This window comes from Microbispora sp. NPDC046973 (assembly GCF_040644495.1).
In the GTDB taxonomy this organism is placed as follows: domain Bacteria; phylum Actinomycetota; class Actinomycetes; order Streptosporangiales; family Streptosporangiaceae; genus Microbispora.
In genome coordinates, this window is sequence record NZ_JBEYWQ010000009.1 from 159799 (window position 1) to 178083 (window position 18285).

At 73.4% G+C, this 18285-nt stretch carries 15 protein-coding genes; 10 read left to right on the forward strand and 5 right to left on the reverse strand.

Going from position 1 to position 18285, the window contains the following annotated elements; genetic code table 11:
* Positions 1-24: 24 nt before the first annotated feature.
* From ABZ860_RS19190 to ABZ860_RS19215, 6 genes are all read left to right on the forward strand, one after another.
* Complete coding sequence (locus ABZ860_RS19190; RefSeq protein WP_357221835.1) at positions 25-747, forward strand: histidine kinase; 723 nt, start codon at positions 25-27, stop codon at positions 745-747.
* Between the two features lie 384 nt (positions 748-1131).
* The gene (gene lanKC / locus ABZ860_RS19195; RefSeq protein ID WP_357221838.1) at positions 1132-3747 is read left to right on the forward strand and encodes a class III lanthionine synthetase LanKC; all 2616 of its coding nucleotides are present in this window, start codon (positions 1132-1134) and stop codon (positions 3745-3747) included.
* Between the two features lie 7 nt (positions 3748-3754).
* Entirely contained in the window at positions 3755-3877 is a 123-nt protein-coding gene (locus ABZ860_RS19200; RefSeq protein WP_357221840.1) for a SapB/AmfS family lanthipeptide, read from the forward strand.
* 62 nt (positions 3878-3939) lie between these two features.
* Positions 3940-4074 carry a SapB/AmfS family lanthipeptide gene (locus tag ABZ860_RS19205; RefSeq protein ID WP_357221842.1) on the forward strand — a complete coding sequence of 45 codons (135 nt, stop codon included), beginning with the start codon at positions 3940-3942 and terminating at the stop codon, positions 4072-4074.
* A gap of 115 nt (positions 4075-4189) precedes the next feature.
* Complete coding sequence (locus ABZ860_RS19210) at positions 4190-5929, forward strand: ABC transporter ATP-binding protein (protein ID WP_357221844.1); 1740 nt, start codon at positions 4190-4192, stop codon at positions 5927-5929.
* Positions 5926-7734 carry an ABC transporter ATP-binding protein gene (locus ABZ860_RS19215; protein WP_357221846.1) on the forward strand — a complete coding sequence of 603 codons (1809 nt, stop codon included), beginning with the start codon at positions 5926-5928 and terminating at the stop codon, positions 7732-7734. Before ABZ860_RS19210 ends, ABZ860_RS19215 begins: the two co-directional genes overlap by 4 nt.
* On the opposite strand, the gene ABZ860_RS19220 is transcribed toward ABZ860_RS19215, so the two are convergent.
* The 4 genes from ABZ860_RS19220 to ABZ860_RS19235 all read right to left on the reverse strand — a co-directional run bounded on the left by ABZ860_RS19220 (position 7636) and on the right by ABZ860_RS19235 (position 12410).
* Positions 7636-8292, reverse strand: coding sequence for a response regulator transcription factor (locus ABZ860_RS19220; RefSeq protein WP_357221848.1), 657 nt, complete (start codon positions 8290-8292; stop codon positions 7636-7638). The two genes, ABZ860_RS19215 and ABZ860_RS19220, sit on opposite strands and share 99 nt — an antisense overlap.
* A gap of 186 nt (positions 8293-8478) precedes the next feature.
* Positions 8479-9405: a hypothetical protein gene (locus ABZ860_RS19225; RefSeq protein WP_357221850.1), complete on the reverse strand. Its 927-nt coding sequence runs from the start codon at positions 9403-9405 to the stop codon at positions 8479-8481.
* Positions 9406-9572: 167 nt separating this feature from the next.
* Positions 9573-10460 (reverse strand): hypothetical protein, encoded by an 888-nt coding sequence (locus ABZ860_RS19230; RefSeq protein ID WP_357221852.1) that lies wholly within the window; start codon positions 10458-10460, stop codon positions 9573-9575.
* Positions 10461-10568: 108 nt separating this feature from the next.
* Positions 10569-12410: an AMP-dependent synthetase/ligase gene (locus ABZ860_RS19235; protein ID WP_357221854.1), complete on the reverse strand. Its 1842-nt coding sequence runs from the start codon at positions 12408-12410 to the stop codon at positions 10569-10571.
* Positions 12411-12617: 207 nt separating this feature from the next.
* On the opposite strand from ABZ860_RS19235, the gene ABZ860_RS19240 reads away from it, so the two are divergent.
* Positions 12618-14096: an oligopeptide:H+ symporter gene (locus tag ABZ860_RS19240; RefSeq protein ID WP_357221855.1), complete on the forward strand. Its 1479-nt coding sequence runs from the start codon at positions 12618-12620 to the stop codon at positions 14094-14096.
* Positions 14097-14118: 22 nt separating this feature from the next.
* Here ABZ860_RS19240 and ABZ860_RS19245 read toward each other — a convergent pair whose 3' ends face one another.
* Positions 14119-15588, reverse strand: coding sequence for a PLP-dependent aminotransferase family protein (locus ABZ860_RS19245; protein WP_357221857.1), 1470 nt, complete (start codon positions 15586-15588; stop codon positions 14119-14121).
* A gap of 64 nt (positions 15589-15652) precedes the next feature.
* On the opposite strand from ABZ860_RS19245, the gene ABZ860_RS19250 reads away from it, so the two are divergent.
* From ABZ860_RS19250 to ABZ860_RS19260, 3 genes are read left to right on the forward strand one after another with little or no spacing between them, the layout of a single operon-like run.
* A complete protein-coding gene (locus ABZ860_RS19250; protein WP_357221859.1) occupies positions 15653-16291 on the forward strand; it encodes a hypothetical protein in 639 nt (212 codons plus the stop codon).
* Positions 16288-16437, forward strand: a complete 150-nt coding sequence (locus ABZ860_RS19255; RefSeq protein ID WP_357221861.1) for a hypothetical protein — start codon at positions 16288-16290, stop codon at positions 16435-16437. The genes ABZ860_RS19250 and ABZ860_RS19255 overlap by 4 nt, the downstream gene beginning before the upstream one ends.
* Positions 16438-16485: 48 nt before the next feature.
* Positions 16486-18282 (forward strand): glycoside hydrolase family 15 protein, encoded by a 1797-nt coding sequence (locus ABZ860_RS19260; RefSeq protein WP_357221863.1) that lies wholly within the window; start codon positions 16486-16488, stop codon positions 18280-18282.
* Positions 18283-18285 lie beyond the last annotated feature (3 nt).

Genomic DNA, 18285 nt, shown 5'->3' on the forward strand with positions numbered 1-18285 from the left:
CAAGGATGACTGGAGGGTCGTCACTTGCCCCACTTGCCGCACATCGCCCTGCTCGCTCTACTGGCCCTGCTCGGTACGCTCCTGATCGCCGCGCTGGTCGTCCTCGCGATGCGCCTGCGCCGCCTGCGCACCATGCAGGCCGAGGCCGTAAGGCAGGCCGCGGCCGAAGCGCGTGAGCAGTTCGGCCGCGACGTGCACGACCTCGTGAGCAGCCGGCTGTGGCTGGCCACCCTGCGCAGCGAACTCGCCTACCGGCTCGCGGACGACGACAGCCCCCTGCGGCCGGCGCTGGCCGACGTGGTGCAGTCGATCCGCCAGGCGTCCGCCGACATCCGCAACGTCACCCGCTCCTTCCGGGACGTCTCGCTCACCTCGGAACTGGCCAACGCGCGGGCCGTGCTCCGGGCGTACGGCACCGACTGCAAGGTCGAGGCGACCGAGTCGGAGCTGGGCGACGAGGTCAGCGGGGTGCTAGCGATCATGGTGCGCGAGGCGGTGACCAACGTCCTGCGTCACAGCAGGGCGACCCTGTGCACGATCGAGATCGTCGTGCGCGGCGGCGTGGCGACGCTCACCGTCGCCAACGACGGCGTCGACCCCGCCGTGCCGCCCGGCGACGGCACCGGACTCGACAACCTCCGCAACCGGGCGGCGGCGCTGGACGGCGTCGTGGGAACGGTCCTCGACCCGGACGGCTGGTTCCGCCTCATCGCCGAGATCCCCCGCAAGGGCGGGGACCGCCGCTGACGCCGGCCGGGCCCCACCCGCTGGGTGGGCCCGGCTTCCACGGCGCGACGCGCGTCCCCTCCGCAGCTCCCCGAGCGCCCGCCGGCCGCACGCGCTGCCCCACCTCGCCCGCCGCCCCCCACAAAGCCCCGCGCAGGGCCGCGCACAGAGCCCCGCAGAGTGCCCCGGCCGGCCCGGCACAGCGGCGCCACGCGCTTGACCAGCGTTTTGACCGAATAGTCCACGTGGCATCCCGCAGACGGCCGTGAACAGCATCACCGGCGACCCATGACTGCGTCACGGTTCGTTATATGCAGATTTCACATAGCGCAGTTGACGGGCGTAACTAGGCCCTTCTCTTTATTTCCGGAATTCTTTGATGTGACCGGCCTAAGGGGACATCTGGTGATTAGTAAGTACGAGATTTACTGCCTCGCAGATCCCTTGTTCTACGACACCCTCGATTCAAAGCGCGCGGAGCATCCCGACTTCGCCATCGCCGCCCGGCCCACACCGGACGGGTGGGCACACCTCGCGACCGACACCTGGCTGCACTACGCGCCGGTCGCCGCGAAGCTGCCCACGCAGGGCTGGAAGATCCACATCTCCTCCTCCGTGCCGGAGGCGGAGCGGGTGATCGCGGCGGCCTGGGACTACTGCGTGCCCCGCGGGCTGGCCTTCAAGTTCCTGCGCGGCCGGCGCGTGATGACGATGCAGAACTCCAAGTACGCCTTCCGCGGGTCGAGCGGCAAGCTGGTCACCATCTATCCCGTGGACGAGGCCCAGCTCGAGCTGACGCTCAAGGAGCTCGCCGAGATCCTCGACGGCGTCGAGGGCCCGTACATCCTCAGCGACCTGCGTTACGGCGAAGGCCCCCTGTTCGTCCGGTACGGCGGGTTCGCCGAGCGCCACTGCCTCGACGACAACGGCGAGCGGGTGCTCGCGATCGAGGACGCCGACGGCAACCTCGTCCCCGACGTGCGCGGTCCCGCGTTCGCCCTGCCCTCCTGGGTGACCCTGCCGGCGTTCCTCGAACCGCACCTGGCCGCGCGCAACGCGGTGACGCTCGAAGGCGTGCCGTACGCGGTGGACAGCGTTCTGCACTTCTCCAACGGCGGCGGCGTCTACCTGGGGCGCGACAGGCGCACCGGCGAGAAGGTGGTGCTCAAGGAGGCCCGCCCGCACGCCGGGCTCGACGTCGAGGGACGCGACGCCGTCACCCGCCTGCGGCACGAGGCCGCGATCATGGAACGCCTTGCCGGTCTCGACGTCGTGCCGGCGCTGCGCGACTACTTCACTGTCGGCGAGCACCACTTCCTGGTGCAGGAGTACGTCGACGGCACCTCGCTCAGTCAGCTCGTCGCCCAGAGGCACCCCCTCACGCGGGCCGACCGCACCCCGCAGCTGGACGCGGACTACGCCGAGTGGGCCATCGGGATGCTCGCCAAGGTGCGGGCGGCGGTCTCGGCGCTGCACGAGCGCGGCGTGGTGTTCGGCGACCTGCACCCCTTCAACATCCTGGTGGAGGGCGACCGTGTGGTCCTGATCGACTTCGAGGTCTCCTCGCCGGTCGAGGAGCGAAGGCGGCCCACGCTCGCCAACCCCGGCTTCGTGCCGCCGCGCGAGCTGGCCGGCGTCGAGGCCGACGAGTACGCGCTGGCCTGCCTGCACCTGGGCGTGTTCGCCCCGATGACCACCATGCTGCTGCAGCTCCACCGGCCCAAGGCCGCCCAGCTCGGCCGGCTGATCGTCGAGACGTTCCCGGTGCCCCCCGCGCTGATCGAGGGGGCCGTACGGACGATCCTCGGGCAGGATCCGCCCGCACCGGAGCCGAGCCGGCTCCCCCGGCCGGACCGGCTCGCGGAGGGCTGGCCCGCGGTCCGGGAGGCGCTGGCGAAGGCCATCGTCGCCTCGGCGACACCGGACCGCGAGGACCGGCTGTTCCCCGGCGACATCGTCCAGTTCGAGCCCGGCGGCGGGGTGAGCCTCGCCAACGGCGCGGCCGGCGTCCTGTACGCGCTGGCGGCCACCGGGGCGGGGCGCTTCCCCGAGCACGAGGAGTGGCTGCTCAGGCAGGCCGCCGAACCCGGCATCGGACCCGGCTTCTACAACGGGCTGCACGGCGTGGCGTACGCGCTGGAGGCGCTCGGCCGCCGCGAGGAGGCACTCGACGTGGCGCGGCGATGCGGGCGGGAGCTTCGTGAAGGGCTCGACCTGAGCCTCTACCGCGGCCTGTCGGGCATCGCCCTCGCCCTGATGCACCTGCACGACGCGACCGGCGAACCGGAGTTCCGCGAGCGGGCCGAGCGGGTCGTGGCGCTGGTGGCCGACCGGCTCGGCGGTCCGGACGACGTGCCCGAGATCAGCGGCGGCAAGTACCCGCACGCGGGGCTGATGTACGGGTCGTCGGGACCCGCCCTGATGTTCCTGCACGCCTACGAGCGCACCGGCGACCCCGGGCTGCTCGACCTCGCGGCCACCGCGCTGCGCCAGGACCTGCGCCGGTGCGTCGGCCGCGAGGACGGTCAGCTCCAGGTGCAGCAGGGCTGGCGGACCAATCCCTACCTCGACGAGGGGTCGGCCGGCATCGGCCTGGTGCTGGACCGCTACCTGACCCACCGGCACGACGAGACCTTCGCCGAGTCGCTGGAGGCCATCCGGCCGGTCACGACCCTGCACTACTACGTCCAGTCGGGGCTGTTCGCGGGCCGGGCCGGCATGATCGCCTGCCTGTCGTCCGGCTCCCGCCCCGACCCCGAGGCCGCCGCGGCGCAGATCGCCCGGCTGGCCTGGCACGAGCTTCCCTACCAGGGCGGGCTGGCATTCCCCGGAGCCCAGTTGCTCCGCCTGTCCATGGACCTCGCCACCGGGAGCGCCGGCGTGCTGCTCGCGCTCGGCACCGCGCTGCACGACGAGCCGGTCCACCTCCCGTTCCTCGAGCCCCCCGGACGGTCCCAGGCGCAGGGGCCCCTGCGCACCGCCGCCGGGTCGAACGTCCCGACCAGCCCCGGAAGGAGGTGAACGCACAATGGCGCTCCTCGACCTGCAGACCCTCGAGGCCCCCGGTGGCCACGACGGCGGCGGCAGCAACCTGAGCCTGCTCGGGTGCACCCCGCACGAGAACAGCAGCCTCAGCCTCATCTGCGGCTGACGGTCCCTTCGGTGAACACGAACTTCAGCCTCATCCGCGGCTGACGGCACTCATACAAGGAGATGATCGAAATGGCGCTTCTCGACCTGCAGACCCTCGAGCTTCCCACCGGCGGCGGCGGCAGCACCGGCAGCAACCTGTCGCTGCTGGGCTGCACCCCGCACGAGAACAGCAGCCTGAGCATCATCTGCGGCTGATAGCACGTGAACCGGAGTCCTGGGCGGTCGTCGCGGCCGCCCAGGCTTCCGCGTTTCCGGCCCCGGCCGCCCCTGTCCCCCGTACCCGTCCGGCCTTTCATCTCTGGAGGATCCGGTGAGCTCTCGTCCGGCGGACCTGCTGATCGCACGGGCCGTACGGCGCGGCGGCCCGTGGCTCGCGGTGCTGACGGCGACGGCGCTGCTGGGCGCCGCGGCCGACCTGCTGATCCCGGCGGCGCTCGGCCGCGCCGTCGACGCCGTGGTGCGGCCCCAGGCGGGGGCCGGGGCCGAGGCCGGTTCCGGGATCACCGGCCCGCTCGCGACCGCCGCGCTGCTGGTCGCGCTGGTCGTCGCGTGCGACGCGCTGGGCGTGCTCGCCGCCGGGGTGAGCGGGGCGCGGGCCGCGCAGTGGCTGCGCTCCCGGGTGGTGGCCCACACCCTGGCCGTCGGCGCCGGCATGACCCGCCACTTCACGCCGGGTGAGATCGTCACCCGCGCCGGGGTGAACGTGGAGGAGGCCGGGCGCACCCCCGAGGCGGTGGTCACCGCCGCCACCCTGATCGTTCCGGCGGCCGGCAGCGTCGTCGCGCTCGCGCTGATCGACCCGTGGCTCGCGGTCACGCTGGTCGCCGGTCTGCTCCTGATCGTCGCCGTGCTGCGCGCGTTCATGCGCAGGACCACGGCCGCCTCCGGCGGCTACCAGCAGGCCCAGGGGGACATCGCGGGCATGCTGGTGGGCGCGCTCGCCGGGGCCCGCACCATCACCGCGGCGGGAACCGAGGAGCGGGAGGCCGCGCGCGTGCTCGCCCCGCTCCCCCGCCTGCGCGCCCACGGCCTGGCGCTGTGGCGGCTGCAGGCGCGGGCCGGCGTCCAGGCCGCCGTCGTCGTCCCGCTCCTGGAGATCGCCGTGCTCGGCGTCGGCGGTCTGCGCCTGTCGGCCGGCGGCCTCACCGTCGGAGAGCTGCTCGCCGCCGCCCGCTACGTCGTGCTCGGGGCGGGCCTGGGGTCGGCGCTCGGGTACGCGGCGCGCATCGCCCGCGCCCGGTCGGCCGCCCGGCGCCTGGAGCAGCTGTTCGCCGTGCCGCCCCCGACGTACGGGGACCGGCCGCTGCCGCCGGGCCCGGGGACCTTGGAACTGCGCGACGTGACCGTGCGGGCCGACGGCGCGCGGCTGCTGAGCGGTGTCAGCCTGGTCGTGCCCGGCGGCACGTGCACGGCCGTGGTGGGCCGCTCGGGCTCGGGCAAGTCGTCGCTGGCCGCCGTCGCCGGCCGCCTCGTCGATCCCGAACGCGGCGCGGTCCTGCTGGACGGCGTGCCCCTGCGCGAGATCGCCCGGGAGCCGCTGCGCCGCGCGGTGGGGTACGCGTTCGAGCGGCCCGCGCTGTTCGGCGAGACACTGGGCGAGGCCGTCGCCTTCGGCCTCGGCGCACGGGACGACACCGGCGAGCGGAGCGGAGAAAGGGTGCGGGCGGCCGCGGCCGCCGCCCGCGCCGACGCCTTCATCCGGCGGCTGCCGCTCGCGTACGCCACCCCGGTCGGCGAGGCGCCGATGTCCGGGGGCGAGATCCAGCGGGTCGGCCTGGCCCGCGCGTTCGCCCAGGCCGGCCGGCTGCTGATCCTCGACGACGCCATGTCGAGCCTGGACACGGTGACCGAGCGGCAGGTCGGGCAGGCGCTCACCGGGAGCCTGTCCGACCGCACCCGGCTGGTGGTGGCCCATCGCGTGACGACGGCGGCGCAGGCCGACCAGGTCGTGTGGCTGGAGAACGGGCGGATCCGCGCGACCGGCACGCACGAGGGGCTGTGGGACGATCCCGGCTACCGCGCGGTCTTCCGCGCCGAGGAGGCTTCGTGAAGGGCCGGGCGCCCGGCGCGGGGCGGCGGGGAGCGGCCGCCGGGCGGGTGGTCGCGGGCGCGCTGCGGCGCGAACCCTCCCGGCTGGTGTGGCTGGCCTGCTGGTCGGTGGCGGAGGCCCTGCCCGCGCTGACCGGCGGGTACGCGATCGCGCGGGCCGTGGACGACGGCTTCGCCGCGGGACGGCCCGGCGCCGGCCTGATGTGGCTGGGCGTGCTCGCCGCCGCGTGGGGGGTGGCCGCGGTGGCCGCCCGGCAGGTGCTGCTGCTCATCGCCGGGATCGTCGAGCCGTTCCGGGACGACCTGCTGGAGCGCGTGGTGACCGGGGCGCTGCGGGCCGGGCGGGGCGGCGACAGCGCGGCCGTCGCCCGGATGAACCACCAGGTCGAGCTGGCGAGGGACGCCTTCGGCGCGATCATCACGGTGGTCAGGACCTTCGTGTTCACGCTGGCGAGTGTGGCGGTGGGGCTGACGACCCTGGCCCCGCAGGTCGTCCCGCTCGTGCTGGCGCCGGTGGCCCTGGGCCTCGGCCTGTTCCTCGTCTCCCTGCCCGCCCTGGCCCGGCGTCAGCGCGAGTTCATCGTCGCCGACGAGCGCACGGCCGCCGCGGTGGCCGCGATGGCGGGCGGCCTGCGCGACGTGACCGCCTGCGGCGGCGAGGAGCGCGTCGCGGCGAGCGTCGGGCGGGAGGTCTCCCGGCAGGCGAGGGCCGCGCGGGCGCTGGCCCGGGTGACGGCGTCGAGGACGCTGACGCTGGCCGTGGGCGCGTGGCTGCCGGTGGTGCTGCTGCTGGCGGGCGCGCCCTGGCTGGTGCGCCAGGGGGTCACCGGCGGGGTGATCCTCGGCTCGCTGACCTACGTGATGCAGTCGCTCTCCCCCGCGCTCGGCGGCCTGGTCCAGGGCCTCGGCGTCAGCGGCGTCCGCCTGGCCGTCACGCTCGAGCGCATCCTGCACGCGCCCGGCCCGCCCGTGCCGCACGGCGACCGCCGGCCCGGCGGGGTCCGGCTGGAGCTGCGCGGGGTGCGCTTCGCCTACGGCACGCCCGGGCAGAAGGCCCCCGAGCCGGTGATCGACGGCCTCGACCTCGACGTGCCCGAGGGCGACCACCTGGCCGTCGTCGGCCCGAGCGGGATCGGCAAGTCCACGCTGGCCGCGCTCGTCGCCGGGCTGCTGACCCCGGACGACGGCGAGGTCCTGGTCGGCGGCGTCCCGGCCGCGCGGGTCCACCCGGCCGCCCGCGCGCTGATCCCCCAGGAGGCGTACGTCTTCCCCGGCACGCTGGCGGAGAACCTGACGTACCTCGCGCCGGGGACGCCTCCCGAGCGGGTGGACGAGGCGGTGGCGGCGTTCGGGCTGGCGGAGCTCGCGCAGCGCACCGCGGGCGGCCCGCTCGACCCGGCCGAGCTGTCCGCGGGCGAGCGGCAGCTCGTCGCGCTGGCCAGGACCTACCTGTCCCCCGCCCGGCTGGTCGTGCTCGACGAGGCGACCTGCCATCTCGACCCCGCGGCGGAGGCGCGGGCGGAGGCGGCCTTCGCGGCGCGCGGGGGCACGGTGGTCGTCGTGGCGCACCGGATCTCCTCGGCCCTGCGGGCCCGGCGGGTGCTCGTCATGGACGGCACCCGCGTCCTGCTCGGCACGCACGAGGAGATGGTGGCCTCCTCACCGCTGTACGCCGACCTGGTGGGCCACTGGGAGGGCCCGGAGAGGCTAGCGGCGGGGACGGTAGCGCAGGATGCCGATGTCGCGGCCGGCCGTGGGCCACAGCCAGCCGCACTCGGAGGCGATCTGGATCGCCTCGACGCGTGAGCGGGCGCCGACCTTGGTGAGGATGCGGGACAGGTAGTTGCGGACCGTGCCCCGCGACAACGACAGGCGGTCGGCGATCTCGCCGACGGTGGCGCCGCCGGCCGCGGTCTCCAGGACGTCGAGCTCGCGGGCGGTCAGCGGGTTGCTGTCGGCGTCGAGCGCGGCCACCGCGAGCTCGGGGTCGATGACCCGCTCCCCCTTCGCCACACGGCGGATGCAGTCCACGAGGTGGCCCGGCGAGGCGTCCTTCACGACGAAGCCGCGCACGTTGGCGTCCAGCGCCTTGCGCAGCGCCATGGGCGTTCCGAGCCCGGTGAGGACGACGGTCCTGCAGGAGGGTAATCGGCGGTGCAGCTCGGCCGCCGCGGTGAGGCCGTCGACACCGGGCATCCCGATGTCGAGCACCGCGACGTCGGGGCGCCGCAGGCAGCCGAGCCGGACGATGTCCTCGCCCTTGTCCGCCTCGGCCACCACCTCGAGGTCGTCCTCGCTCGACAGCAGAGCGACCAGCGCCTTACGGATGAGGTGCATGTCCTCGGCGAGCATCAGTCGGATCAACCCAGACCCCCTACACGCGGTGCGAGCGGATGCTCGCCGTTGGTGACCGCGGCGCTTCACTCACTATGCAGGTTCCGCGCGCATGCCGTGACCTCTCTACCCCAACTGTCACCTTTAATCAGAAACCGCGTCAGAGAAAAAGCCGGACGCCCGGCCCCCGTTGGGAGCCGGGCGTCGCGGTGGGGTCTACCAGCGGTGCCAGACCTTCACGTAGTCGGTCGCCTCGGAACCCTTGAGCCGGCCGGTGCCGTCGAACCGCACCGCCCAGGTGCCGGACCGCCAGGCCCGGACCTTGGCGGCGAAGTCGCCGTCGCCGTCGGTCTCGATCGTGTCCACGTACTGCCACCTGTGGGAGCCCGAGGGCTGGAAGTAGACCTTCAGGTCCTGCGAGCCCAGCCAGTGCCAGTCGTTCCAGTAGTCACGGCTGTCGAAGCAGTAGCGGTCGCCGCCGCGACGGCCGGAGAAGTTGTCCCAGTCGTCGTAGTACCAGTCACCCCAGCACTGCGCGACCTGCAGCGTGCCCTTGAGGGTGAGCGAGCGGCCCTTGCGGACCGGCTCGGGCGTGGCGTCGAAGCCGGCGATGCGGGTCGCCTTGGGACCCGTCGGACGCGGCGGGTGCCACTCCCTGCGCTTCACCGTGAAGGAGCGATCCTCGGTGTACTTCTTGCCGTCGAGCCCGATCGCCTCGACGTGCACCCGGTAGGTGCCCGCCCGGTCGCTCCAGTCGAAGCTCCACGACCGCGAGGCGCGGTCGAACTTCGGACCGTCGTCGTGGCCGCCCTTCCGCTTGCCGAACCAGTGGTCGCCGCCGTGGTCGCCGTGGCCCCACGGGGCCCACAGGTCGATGTCCACGCTCTGGACGTCCTTGGTCGTGACCCAGGCGGTGACCCGGGCGGACCGGCCCTTGCTCACCACGACCACGTCGGGGTCGACGTCGACGGACACGATGCGCGGGTCGGGCGTGTACGGCTTGTGGAAGTCGGCCCCAGCGGTGGTGGGGCTCGGCGTGGGCGACGACGTGGGCGCGACAGGGTCCGCGTACGCGGGCGCAGTCGCGAGCGCCGTGGCGCCCATGGCGACCGCTACCAGGGTGGTAGCAGCTCGTTTCACCATGAGGGTGTTCCTCTCCCCGTCAAGGAACGCGCCCCCGGTTTGGGGCGCGCCTACGTCATAGACGTCACAAGGGAAAGAAAAGTTGCCGGTCTCCTTCTGAAATCAGATCACAAAACGATAACTGTCCTTAATGTCTGTTTTATTCCTTTTCGGTAATAACGGCGTGTTCACGCCTCTCGTTGTGGGCTGGCGTCGGCGGCATAGCGGGACGTACCTGCATATTCGGCGCGCCATGCGCCCTCGCCGTCCGCGCGGACCCGCGCGGTGAACCAGCCGTCCCTGCGGGTGACCGCCTCCCCCACGGTCTTCCACCGGGACGACCCGGCGGGGCGGAAGCAGATCCTGACCCGCTGCCCAGGGAAGGGCCGGTAGTCGACCTTCCCGACCGGGTCCACCCGCATCAGCGTCCCGGTGACGCGCACGCCCTCTCCGTCGCGCACCACCTTGAGCCCCTCGATCTCGGTCGCCCGCCGCAGGTTGAACCCCACCCGGGCGACGGCGCGCTCGCCCCGCGCGTTCACCGCGGTCGCGGTGACCGTCCACGGGCCGCTCGGATACCACCGCGACAGCGGCTTGTCCGGGAGGAACCGCCAGGTCTCCCACTCGCCGGACGCGATCCGGCGGGCCGGTCCGCCGTCGCGCGACGCGCCCACCACGCCGGGCATCGCGGCGGACGCCAGCCCGCCCAGCCCCGGCAGCGGCACGGCCGCGGGCACGGCGGCGCCCGGGGGGACCACCGGATCAGGGGAGACGGACGGCACGGGCACGGCGTCTCCGGACGGCGGCGAGGGGGTCGCGTCCGGCTCGGGCTCCCCTCCGGGCTCGTCGCCTTCCGAGGGGGCGCGGCCGGGCTCCAGGACGACGGAGACGCGGTCCGCGCCGCGCGCCACCACGTCGACGACCAGCCGCACCGATCCGCTCGGGCCGACCACGGGGTCGGACGGGCGCACCTCGACCGAGCGGATGGCCAGGTCGCCGGAGGCGGGGGCCGGCGCGGCCGCCGCCGCCGTCGTCGCGGTCGCGAGGACCAGCGTCGCGAGCAGAGGTCTCATCATGCCCCGTGACCGTACGCAGGCCCGCGGGCCGTCCCGCCCCCGACACACTCCTCGCCGGGTAAAGATTCGGCAGGGGAACTCGGCACGGGGAAAGCAGCCGCCTCGCGATCAGCCGGTCCCGTACAGCTCCTCGATCACCTCGGCGTACCTGGCGTGGACGACCCGGCGCTTGAGCTTCAGGCTGGGGGTGAGCTCCGCGGTCTCTGCCGTCCACTCGGCGGGCAGCAGCCGCCACCGCTTGACCTGCTGCACCCGGGCGAGCTTGCGGTTGGCGGACTCGACCGCCGCCTCGACCTCCTTGAGCACGTCCGGGTGCGCGGCGAGGTCGGCCAGGGAGCCGAAGGCGATGCCGCGCGCCCGCGCCCACTCGGGGGCCACCTCGCCGTCGAGGGTGAGGATCGCGACGGGGTACGGCCGGCGGTCCCCGTACGCGAGGGCCTGCCCGATGAGCGGATGCTCCTTCAGGTGGCCCTCGATGGCCGCCGGCGAGACGTTCTCCCCGCCCGAGGTGATGAACAGCTCCTTCTTGCGGTCGACGATGCGGACGAAGCCGTCCTCGTCGATCGACCCCACGTCGCCCGTGTGCAGCCAGCCGTCGTCGTCGAGGAGCTCGGCGGTCGCCTCGGGCAGGCCGAGGTAGCCCCGGGTGTTGAGCGGGCTGCGGGTGAGGATCTCGCCGTCCTCGGCGATCCGCACCTCGACGCCCGGCTCGGCCCGGCCCACCGTGCCGAGCTTGAAGACGTCCGGCGAGTTGACGGTGAAGGCGCCGGTCGTCTCGGTCATGCCGTACACGTCGATGACCTTCAGGCCGAGCCCGGCGAAGAACCGCTGCACCTCGACGGGCATCGGCGCGGCGGCGGTGGCGCACCAGCGGGCCTGGTCGAGCCCGATCAGGCCGCGGACGACCGACAGCAGCGCGGCGTCGGCCCGCTCGTACGCCTCCCGCACCTCGGGCGTGACGGTGTGGCCGTGCTGCAGCCCCTCGACGTACGCGAGCCCGGCGGCCATCGCCGCGCGCACGTTCTCCTGCTGCTCGGGCGGCTGGGCGGTCAGCAGCGCCTGCAGCCGGGCCATCATCTTCTCCCAGACGCGGGGGACGCCGAAGAACAACACCGGGCGCACCCGGCCGAGCGTGGCGCCGAGGTTCGCCATGTCCGTGCAGAAGTAGACGTGGTTGACCTTGACCAGCGGCAGATACAGGCTGAGCACCCGCTCGGCGATGTGGGCGTAGGTGAGGTAGGAGATCTGCGTGCCGTGGGCGGGCAGGTCGATCATCCGCTGGGTCGTGGCGATCTCGAACAGCACGTTGGCGTGCGTCAGCGGGACGCCCTTGGGGTTGCCCGTCGTCCCCGAGGTGTAGAGGACGGCCAGCGTGTCCTCCGGGGTGACCGCGCGCCAGCGCGCGTCCACCGCGGCCGGGTCGGCGGCCAGCGCGTCGGCGCCGAGCTTCAGGAACGCCTCCCAGCTCAGGAAGCGCTCGTCGCCTTCGGGGGCGCCCTCCAGCATGACGATCCTCGTCAGCGCGGGCAGCTCGCCGAGGATCGGCTCCCAGCGGGCCAGGTCGGCCGGGCCGCCGAGCACCGCGATCCGCGCCCCGACGTCCCGGGCGACGTACGCGACCTGCTCGGGGGCGAAGGTCGCGTAGATCGAGCAGGGGACGGCGCCCGCGTGGACGGCCCCGAGGTCGGCCAGCACGTGCTCGCTGCGGTTCACCAGCATCAGCGCGACGGCATCGCCCGGCCGCAGGCCCAGCGCGGCGTAGCCCGCGGCGATCTGCAGCACCCTCCTCCGCGCCTCGCCGTAGGTCAGGGTCGTCCAGCCGTCACCGTCGGGATCGGAGTAGGCCGGCGAGTCCGGATGCTCCTGCGCGGCCCACCTGAGCTGCCCGCACACCGTCCTGCCCGCGATCTCCCGCTCGATCGCGGCCCGTTCCTCAAGCACGCCGGTCATCGCGCCTCCCAACGGGCATCTCGCACGCGTGGCATGCATCGCACCACACGAGATCACCACGGACAAGACCCCGGCGGTGAGAAGCGGGGCGGGCTGTGCTATAGCCGGGCATCACAATCGGACAAACAAGACATAAAGGCAGGTAAGGTACACGGGATGATGCGTGATCGGGGGGATCGCATGGCATCCGGAAGATCTGGTCCGCCGATGGCCGAGCGGACGTTCTTCGGCCATCCACGGGGGCTGGCCACGCTGTTCGGCACGGAGATGTGGGAGCGCTTCAGCTACTACGGCATGCGCGCCGTCCTCGTGCTGTTCCTGACCGCGCCGGTCGCGCGCGGCGGCATGGGCCTGCCCGAGACGACCGCGGTCGGCATCTACGGCGTCTACATCGCCTCGGTCTACCTGCTCGCCCTCGCGGGCGGCTGGCTCGCCGACCGGCTGCTCGGGGCGCGCAGGACCGTGCTGTGCGGCGCCCTGGTCATCATGGGCGGCCACGTCAGCATGGCGATGCCCATGGGCGGCGGGTTCGTCTGGCTCGGCCTCGTGCTGATCGCGCTGGGCAGCGGGCTGCTCAAGCCGAACATGTCGGCGCTGGTGGGCGAGCTGTACCGGCACGAGGACGACGCCCGGCGCGACTCCGGCTACACGATCTTCTACATGGGCATCAACCTGGGCGCCTTCCTCGGCATCATGGTCGTGCCCTGGCTCCAGACGGGCGGCCGCTGGCACCTGGCCTTCGGCGCGGCGGCGCTCGGCATGGCCATCGGCCTGACCCAGTACGTGCGGGGCCGGGCCACGCTGTGCGGCGCGGGCGAGGAGCCGGACCACCGGCTGACACCGGACGAGGAGCGGCGCTTCAAGGTCGTCGCGGGTGTCTCGCTCGCCGTCGGCGCGGGCGCGCTGGCCCTGTGGGCGCTCAGCGGCACGCTGACCGTGGACCGCTTCGCCCTCGTGCTCACGGTCGTGACGGCGGCCGTGCCGGTCGCCTACTTCGCCTTCCTGTTCTCCTCACGGGAGGTCACCGCGGAGGAGCGGACCGGGCTGTTCGCGTACGTGTGGCTGTTCCTGGCCGCCGCGATCTTCTGGCTCGTCTACGACCAGGCCGGCAGCGCACTGCTGCTGTTCGCGAAGAACGACACCGACCTGAACGTGCTCGGCTTCACGATTCCCCCGGGCTGGGTGGGCAACGTCAACTCGCTCGCGATCATCATCGTCGCCCCCCTCTTCGCCGAGATGTTCCTCAGGGCGGGCACCCGGATCAGCACGCCGCTCAAGTTCGCGGTCGGCCTGGTGATCGTCGGGCTCAGCTTCGTCGTCATGTCGGTCGCGGCCGGCGTCGCCTCCGGCGGGGTGAAGGTCTCGATCATGTGGCTGCTGTCGGTCTACCTCATCCAGACCGTCGGCGAGCTGTTCCTCAGCCCGGCCGGGCTGTCGGTCACCAACAAGCTCGCCCCCCGGGCGTTCGAGAACCAGCTCATGGGCCTGTGGTTCCTGTCCATGGCCCTCGGCGACTCCGTCGGCGGCCAGGCCTACCGGCTGACCAAGGTCGTGCCGATGCCCGTGTACTACCTCGTCCTCGCGCTCGCCGCGATCGCGGCGGGGCTCGTCATGCTGCTGTTCGTCCGCAGGCTCCGCACGCTGATGGCCGAGCACCCCGTGCCGTCGGTGCCCGCGGCCGGCTGAACACGCCGCTCACAGGGGCGGCTCACAGGGTCGGCGTGAGCGGCTCGCACGGGCGATAGCCGGCGGGGTCGCGGGCGATGCGGCGCACCGCCTCCTCCATCACGGCCGGCGGCTGGGTGAACGGCAGCCGCAGGTAGCGCTCCAGCGTGCCGTCCACGCCGAACCACGGTCCCGGAGCCAGCCGTACGCCCCGGGCGGCGGCGGCCTCGGCGACCGAGCTCGCCACCGGCCCGTCGAGCCGCACCCACAGCGAGCCGCCGCCGCGCGGCGCCGTGAACGCCCAGCCGGGCAGCTCCTCGCGCAGGACCGCGGCGAGCGCCGCGCACGACGCGCCGAGCGCACGGCGGCGCTCGGCGCGCGCCTCCTCGATCCGGTCGAACAGGCGCGCCACCACGAGCTGCTCGAAGACCGCGCCCGCGATGTCCACGGCGGCGCGCAGCACGGCCAGGCGGCGGACGGTCGCGGCGCTCGCCCGGATCCAGCCGACCCGCAGGCCGCCCCACCACAGCTTCGAGGCCGAGCCCACGCTGATCACCCGGCCGTCGGTGTCGAACGCGGCCAGCGGCGTCGCACGGGCCGTCTCGTCCAGCGCGATCTCCACCCAGCTCTCGTCGGCGATCAGCGTGACGCCGTACCGGCGGGCCGCCTCCACCAGTTCGGCGCGGCCGGCGTCGGACAGCAGGTGGCCGGTCGGGTTCTGGAAGTCGGGGATGACGTAGGCCAGGCGGGCCGCCGACTGGCGCATCGCGCAGCTCACCAGGTCGAGGTGCCACCCATCCTCCTGGACGCCGACCGGCACCAGGCGGGCTCCCCGCATCCGGGCCGCGTCGATCGCGTGCGGGTAGGTCGGCGACTCGACCAGCACCGGGTCGCCCCGCCCGGCGAACGCCGACATCAGCAGATGGATGGCCTGCTGGGCTCCGGCGGTGACGAGGATCTGCTCCGGCCGGGTCGGCAGCCCCCGCTCGCCGTACCTGCGGGCGATCGCCTCACGCAGCGGCGCGAGCCCGGCCGGGTGGTAGCCCATGCCCAGCGCGTACCGGTGGTAGGCCAGGCCCGCCTCCTCGATGGCCCCGCCGAGCAGGGCGGTCGCCGGGGGCGCGGCAGCGTGCAGCGGCAGCAGCCCGTCGTCGTCGGACGCCAGCCACGGGTTGTCGGTCCCGAGCGCGCCCGCGTCGGGCAGGGCCGCGCGGCTGCCCGATCCCTGCCTGCTCTCCAGGTAGCCCTGCTCGCGCAGCCGGTCGTACGCCGCGGTCACGGTGGTGCGGCTCACGCCGAGGGCCTCGGCCAGGTGCCGCTCGGCCGGCAGGCGCACCCCCACGGCGAGCCGCCCGTCGAGGACCAGGCCGCGCACGGCCTCGGCGAGCGCCCGGTAGTAGGGCCGGGCGTCCGGCGTGCCTCCCGCACCGTGTCCAGCGCTCTTCCCGGCGGCCTTCCCCGTGCCGCCCCGGACGAGCCGCGCGAGCTGGGGAGCGCTGAGATACCGATCCATGAAGGCCAATTTCTCTGATTGGCTCTTTTCCCGCAACCCGGCCGGCCTGCACGATGGGCCGACTATGACCGAACTGTCCCTTCCCCGCCCCCGTTCGCTCCCCCTGCGGCTCATCCGCCTCTACACCGGCCTGGCGCTGTACGGCGCCGGGATCGCCCTGCTCGTCAGGTCCCGGCTGGGCCTCGACCCCTGGGAGGTCTTCCACCAGGGCATGTCGCTGCGCACCGGATGGTCGATCGGCATGTGCATCAACCTGGTGGGCGCGCTGGTGCTGCTGCTGTGGATCCCCCTGCGGCAACGGCCCGGCCTCGGCACGATCAGCAACGTCCTGGTGGTCGGCACCAGCGCCGACGGGGTGATGGCGCTGGTCCCCGCGCCCGCTGCCTGGCCGGTCCAGTGGGCCTTCCTCCTGGGCGGCATCCTCGCCATCGCCGCCGCCTCCGGGCTCTACATCCACGCGGGTTTCGGTCCTGGGCCGCGCGACGGCCTGACGACGGGCCTCAACCGGCTCGGCCTGTCCATCCGGCTCGCTCGCACGGTCGTCGAGCTCAGCGTGCTCGCCGTGGGCTGGCTGCTCGGCGGCACGGTCGGGATCGGCACGGTCGTGTTCGCCCTGACGATCGGCCCGGCGACGCAGGTCTTCATGAAGCTCTGGGCTCCCACCGGGGACACCGCCCGGCCACCGGGTAGAAAGCCGTCATGATGAGGCGAGCGCTCTGGGAAGGCCTGGTCGCCGGGGCGGCCGGAGCGGCGGTGATGACCCTCGGCGGGAAGGTGGAGCAGCGCCTGACCGGGCGGCCCGGCTCCGTGGGCGTCCTGCGCTCCCTCATGGCCCACGCCCGGCGCTGAGGGGGACGCGCCGTACGCACGCGGAGGTGAGCGCGGGGAGGTGAGGGCGTGCGGATCGAGGACTACGCCCTGATCGGGGACACGCAGTCGGCCGCCCTCATCGGCATGGACGGATCGATCGACTGGCTGTGCCTGCCGCGGTTCGACTCCCCCTCCTGCTTCGCCCGGCTGCTCGGCGACGAGCACAACGGCTTCTGGCGGCTGGCCGCCGCGGGACGCGACAGGGCCGCCCGGCGGGCGTACGTCGAGGATTCGCTGGTGCTCGCGACCGACTGGGAGACCTCCACCGGGACGGCCAGGGTGCTCGACTTCATGCCGGTCCGCTCCGGCAACCCGGACCTGGTCCGGATGGTGGAGGGCCTGTCCGGGGTCGTGGAGATGACGACGGAGATCCGCATCCGCTTCGACTACGGGCGGATCGTGCCGTGGGCACGCCGGGCGGGCGGCCATCTGCACGCCATCGGCGGCCCCGACTCGGTCTGGATCCACTCGCCCGTCCCGCTTCGTGGCGGCGACTACCGGCACGAGGCGGCGTTCACCGTCGCCGCCGGGGAGCGGATGCCGTTCGTGTTCACCTGGCACCCCTCCCACCAGCCGCAGCCCCGGGCCATCGACCCCCTCGCCGAGCTCGGCCTGACCGTCCAGACGTGGCAGGACTGGGCCGCCCGCTGCGGCTACCGGGGCCCGTGGCGGGACGCCGTCGTCCGCTCGCTGATCACGCTCAAGGCGCTGACCTACAGCCCGACCGGCGGCATCATCGCGGCGCCGACCACCTCCCTGCCCGAGCACCTCGGCGGGGTGCGCAACTGGGACTACCGCTACTGCTGGCTGCGCGACGCCGCGATGACGCTCGACGCGCTGCTGCGGGCCGGGTACGTCGAGGAGGCGGACGCCTGGCGCGTGTGGCTGCTGCGCGCCATCGCCGGCCGCCCCGAGGACCACCAGATCATGTACGGCGTGGCCGGCGAACGCCGCCTGCCGGAGATGAGCCTCGACTGGCTGTCCGGCTACGAGGGCTCACGCCCGGTCCGCATCGGCAACGGCGCCGCCGGCCAGTTCCAGCTCGACGTCTACGGCCAGGTGGTCAACGCCCTCTACAGGGCGCGCAAGCAGGGCATGCCGCCCGACGACTACACCTGGTCGCTGCTGATGAAAGGGGCCCAGTTCCTCGAACACAACTGGGAACGGCCCGACGAGGGGCTGTGGGAGGTGCGCGGCCCCCGCCGCCACTTCGTCCACTCCAAGATCATGGCGTGGCTCGCCCTGGACCGCATGACCCGGGGGGCCGCTGAGCTGGGCCGCACCGGGCCGTTCGACCGGTGGAGCGCCCTGCGCGACCGCATCCACGCGCAGGTCTGCGACAAGGGCTACGACCCCGAGCGCAACACCTTCACCCAGTCCTACGGCTCGCGCGAGCTGGACGCCGCCCTCCTGCGAATCCCCGTCGTCGGCTTCCTGCCCCCCGACGACCCCCGCGTCATCGGGACCATCGAGGCCGTCGAACGCGAACTCATGACCGACGGCTTCGTGCTGCGCTACCCCCTCGCGGAGGACAACCCCGTCGACGGCCTCCCCGGCGGCGAAGGCGCCTTCCTCGCCTGCAGCTTCTGGCTCGCCGAAGCCAGAGCCATGATCGGCCGCCACGACGACGCCGTCGAACTGTTCGAACGCCTCGTCGCCCTGTCGAACGACGTCGGCCTCCTCGCCGAGGAATACGACCCCAGAGCAGGCCGACAACTCGGCAACTTCCCCCAGGCCTTCAGCCACGTCCACCTGATCCACACCGCCCAGGCGCTGAGCGGAGAGGTACGCGGCGCCGGCGCCGCCACGGTGATGAGCGTCTGACAG